This is a genomic window from uncultured Roseovarius sp. (assembly GCF_947489715.1).
Lineage (GTDB): Bacteria > Pseudomonadota > Alphaproteobacteria > Rhodobacterales > Rhodobacteraceae > Roseovarius.
The window spans coordinates 1-4,867 of record NZ_CANLER010000023.1 but is presented as its reverse complement, the minus strand read 5'-3'; the positions used below and the strand labels follow the sequence as shown (position 1 = coordinate 4,867).

The 4,867-nt window shown below is 56.2% G+C and carries 3 protein-coding genes; 1 reads left to right on the top strand and 2 read right to left on the bottom strand.

What is annotated here, in order from left to right:
• Positions 1-2,472 (bottom strand): AMP-binding protein (locus Q1B27_RS24385; RefSeq protein WP_299852768.1); only part of this gene is annotated, 2,472 nt, incomplete at its 3' end.
• A gap of 285 nt (positions 2,473-2,757) precedes the next feature.
• Here Q1B27_RS24385 and Q1B27_RS24380 point away from each other — a divergent pair.
• Positions 2,758-4,026, top strand: a complete 1,269-nt coding sequence (locus Q1B27_RS24380) for a glycosyltransferase family 4 protein (protein ID WP_299852766.1) — start codon at positions 2,758-2,760, stop codon at positions 4,024-4,026.
• A 502-nt stretch (positions 4,027-4,528) separates the two neighbouring features.
• Here the strand turns inward: Q1B27_RS24380 and Q1B27_RS24375 are convergent.
• The coding region (locus tag Q1B27_RS24375; protein ID WP_299852764.1) for a hypothetical protein at positions 4,529-4,867 on the bottom strand (339 nt) is incomplete at its 5' end.

Genomic DNA, 4,867 nt, shown 5'->3' with positions numbered 1-4,867 from the left:
AATGACAATACCGTGGAACGCGTAGATCGGCAGAGCAAGCCCGCCGATCACGATCATGATCTGAAGCGTACCGCGGACAAAACTGCCAAGGTCGTTCCAGGACTTGAGGAACTGGTCGAACAACCCGACAAGGAAGACCACGGCGCAGAAATAGAAGACATAACCCAAGAGACTTTGGAAGAACGGGGATTTACTGGTGGCAAGCGGGTTGGCTGGCAGCACATCCAGACCAACCACCACCGCGATGGCCATACCGAATGCGCCCGCACAGATAAGTGTCTTGCTGCTTTCGGTCAGGCTAGCCTGACGCGAGAACCAGTAGCCAAGGGCAATGCCGCCAAATACCAGCGCGCACAGTCTGAAATAGCTGTAATTCGCAACCGCAAGCAGTCTGGGCCATTCAAGGATGCTATCCAACTGACCCGGCAAAATGGCCTGCAATGTCCATGTAACGGGTAATGCAAGCGCAACAACCAGCAATGCGCGCAAAACCACCCGGTCCCCCGCATTCAGATAGCGCAGCCAAAGCGGCACCGTGGCAAATGCCACTACGTAATACGCCAGAATATTGTAGAAGGCGTGCGCGATTTCGAGCCCGCCAATCTCCTGATCCAGTATGTAGAGCCGTATCAGCCTTACCACAGCAATCAATGTCAAGCCCGAAAGCACCAACAGGAACGATTGCCACAACCTTTTGTTGACGGCGGCGCTATCATCGGCACAACGCGGTAGGAAAAAGAACCCAAGGCCGATCCCGAAAATGGTAGCAAAGCCTTCGGTGCCCATGCGGTAAACGCCACCAAGAAAGAAATCGACCTCGCGCCCGATGCCAAGCCGGGAAAACAACCCCGGTCCCCAATGCGCGAACATCACCGCAAGCGCCATTAATCCCCGAGTGATGTTGATCGCCCAGGTCGCTGTGGTTCGTTCCGGCAGCGACGGTGTTTCGGCAGGCACAGCGTCTTGCTCATCTTCGGCCTGCGCCACATCCCGCAGCGATCGCCCCTCCAGGGTCGCACGCACAGACCGACGGGCAAAGTCGTTCTCCATGATCAGACCGATCTGAACCGCACTCAGGGAATCGCCACCGGCATCATAGAATGTTTCTTCGGGGTTCGTCGCTACCTGGCCGACCACCTTGCGCCATGCGTCGGCGACGCGCAGTTCGGTCGCGGTCATATCCTCTGTTGCGGCCCGGCCCCGGTCGGATGCCTTGCCCACATTCGTTTCGGTATGGGCTTGGAAAAGCCCGCCCAGAAGCTTGCGCTGCACCTTACCGGTGCCCGTTTCGGGAATCTCTTCAACCTGGAAGACATGTATGCATCCTCTTTGGTTGACACCAAACTTTCTCAGCGCGATCTCGGCGGCCTTTTCGATCAATGGTACGCGTTCGGCAATATCTTTGTGCACGGCAACGATCGCGGCATCACCACGCAAAGGATCGGATACACTGCTGACCGCAATCCCGCCGGCGCAGGAACACAGGTCGACGATCACTTGTTCCAGGTTTTCGGCGTTGACGTTGACACCGGCGATATTCATCTGATCGTCCAGCCGCCCTTCGTAGAAAAGCTGCCCGTCTCTGATGGCTCCTTTGTCCTTGGTGTGCAACCAGCCCTGATCGTCCTTCAGCGGATCGATCCGACCCGAAGCGTTCAGGATACCTAGGGCAACATGCGCCCCGCGAATACAGATTTCGCCCTCTTCCCCAATCTTGACGGCGGCAGCCTCAGACGCGGTACCGACACTTTCCAACAAAGCCTCGTCCGCAACCGAAACATCAAGGAAGGTGGTGCGCGACGCCTCGGTCAGCCCGTAATGCTGAACAATTCGCGCATTCGGGAAAAGCTTGCGCATTGCGGCCTTTTCCAGACCGGACATGTATTGGCTGCCAATCTCGATCCAGCGCACAGCTTCCGCTGCCCTGCCGATGGCATCAGGCGCTGATAGGATCACGCGCCACAGGGTCGACACAGCCGAAATCGCGTTGATCTCGCCCTTCTCCAGCATCTCGCGAATCTCGACAGGATCAAATCGCTCGGGCAGATAAAACTGCCCTCCGGCTGCCGAAACCGCGCGTGCCCGGCCAAGCCCGAAGGAATAGGTGACCGGCACCCCAATATATTCCCGGATCGTCTCATCCGGTTTCATCGCCGTATTCAGCCGCAAAACAACGTCCGAGATATTACGCTGGCTGAGAACAATGGGCTTGGGCAAACCCTCGGTGCCCGACGAGAACAGGATCTGCGCAGGGGTGACGGATGACCCCGGGACGAAACTCTGCTTTCCCCATCCGCCGCCGAGTGCCGTCGACAGCCGTTCGGCGACTTCAAGACCGGGGTATTGTGACAGGTCCAACCCGTCGCGCTGAACCGTGAACAACGAACCCGCATCGTATAGACGAAACGCTTTTTCGATAAAGTCCAGTGAGTTGCTGGCCTCGATCGCCGTGGTCCTGAGCCTGTCTGTCATTCGTTCATCTCAAATCAATCAAATCGTGGCCGTCACTACATCGAACAAATATAGCCTCCGGGAGCTTGTACCGTCTTGCCTAATCAAAAGCCATTCTTCCAAACATCCAAGAATGGCAATTTTATGAACCGTAAAAGCAACAAATCCATCGAGAGTTTCATCTAACTTCCCGTTTCTTAGGTCAGAGACCTTGTAGCTCCGCGGCATATGGTGGCTTATGGTACACGATCGTCCCCAACCGACACCGATAGTGGCGAAGCGGCCGGATATTTCAGATTTGCCAGAATGACAGACAATTCAAAGCTCAAGGTTCTCATCGTCGCGCCAAATGCCTCTGCCCGCATGGGGGGCGAAGCGTTCTTGCCGCTAAAGTATTTCCAGATCCTCAGGCAACATGGCCACCCGGCCAAACTGATCGCTCATAGCCGCAACCGGGAAGAGTTGACCACCGCGTTGCCCGACGATGCAGATCATATTTATTATATCGACGATTCACGCTATCACCGCGCGGTCTGGCGGGTTGGCAAGGGTCTTCCCGAAGCGGTGCGCACGCCGTTGATTGGCAACCTGATCAACCAGATCAATGAGGCCTTTCAAAAACGCCTGATCCGCGACCTGGTAAGCCAGGGTCAGGTAGATCTTATCCACCAACCGATCCCCGTATCGCCGCGTGCGCCATCGCGCATTCACGGATTTGGCGTGCCGGTGGTGATCGGGCCGATGAACGGGAACATGTCCTACCCGAAAGGCTACGAGGATTATGAAAGCCGGATGTCGCGCCTGTTCGTTCCCGCCGCGCGAACCCTCGGACTGTTGGCCAACCTCCTCATTCCGGGCAAGCGGCGCGCTGATGTTCTCCTTGTCGCAAACGAACGTACCCGCACCGGCCTGCCCGTTCCGAATCGAAACTGGGCGATTACACTAGTTGAAAACGGGGTCGATCTGTCTGTATGGTCGAACGAGGTTCAGTCCAGACTGCCTTCCAAACCCGGCAAACTCAAGCTTGTATTCATGGGTCGGATGATCCCGCTCAAGGGTCTCGATTTTTCGATCGAGGCGGTGCGCCTTGCACGCGAAGGTGGAGCCAATGTTACGCTGGATATCCTCGGCGACGGCCCCACCCGACCGGCTCTTGAGGCACAGGCGGCACAGACCGGCCTCGGAGATCACGTGCGGTTTCTCGGGTTCCGGTCGCAGTCCGAATGCGCCGATGTGCTGCGCATGTCGGATGCTCTGATCCTGAATTCATTGCGCGAATGCGGTGGCGCCGTGGTCCTTGAAGCGATGAGCATGGGCCGTCCAGTGATCGCTGCCGACTGGGGTGGTCCGGCCGATTACATCGACCCAAGCTGCGGCATACTTGTCCCGCCCGCGCCCCGGCATGACTTCTCGATCCGGCTTGCGCAAAGCATCTCGCAGCTCGCAAATAATCCAATGAAACGCCAGACCATGGGTGAGGCCGGGATTCGGAAAATTCGGGAAGAGTTCGACTGGCAGAAGAAAATTGAGCAGATTTTGCAGATTTATCGCGATGCGCTGAACCGTCGCAGCTGAGCATTGCCAGAAGCGCTTTTAGGGCCGACGCCAGACGCAACCCTGACAATTAACCCGGTAAGAAACTGTCACGCGCAGAACGGTATCATCCGCGCCCAAACAGGCTTAATACCGCTCAGGAAGGCTGCCCTGCACTCACAAGCAGTTTCATGGATCACCTTTCCATGGTATGATCTCCACCACTTGGTTTTGCTTTTTTCCGACCCGAAATATTGCCAGTGGTCGGTTTTTTTGGATTGAGAAACGAGAGAAATCGACGTGGTCTCCGGCCATAAATCGAATGTGGACCTTGCCGTTGCATGGTTGCCCGCTTGATGGTCCGGTGGTGTCCGACCGTGGCCAAGGTCGGTTTTGATATCAGGTTGGGCATGAACGTGCTGCTGAAACCACTCAATTTGTTCCGTCACGGCATTGTTTCGAGGGATGGCGGAATATTGATAAGTTTGCAGCCTGTTGTGAGTGGCATTTGAACGTGACGACCTCTGGGGAACATACGCTTAATTCAAAATCCAGCGATGCTTCTGCGCCGCACCCGGGCGCCGAGACAGGCTATCATGATCACGCGCCCAAGATTTCTTTCCAAGAGGGTTTGAAACTGCGTCTCGACACCGATCCGCGCGAATTTCGCTTCGACCATTTCCAGAGTGCCGGAATCGCAATCACCTTTCTTGAAGGGGTCAAACCGGGGCCCAAGCACAAGCCGGTCACAAGTGATGGCGATAATTTCCGTTTTGGGACCGCTGAAACGGAGCCCAACGATACAGATACCGACCATGGCGATGGCGACGGTCATACTGGTGGTGCTCATGATCATGAGGATGATACATCGCCGATACCGCTC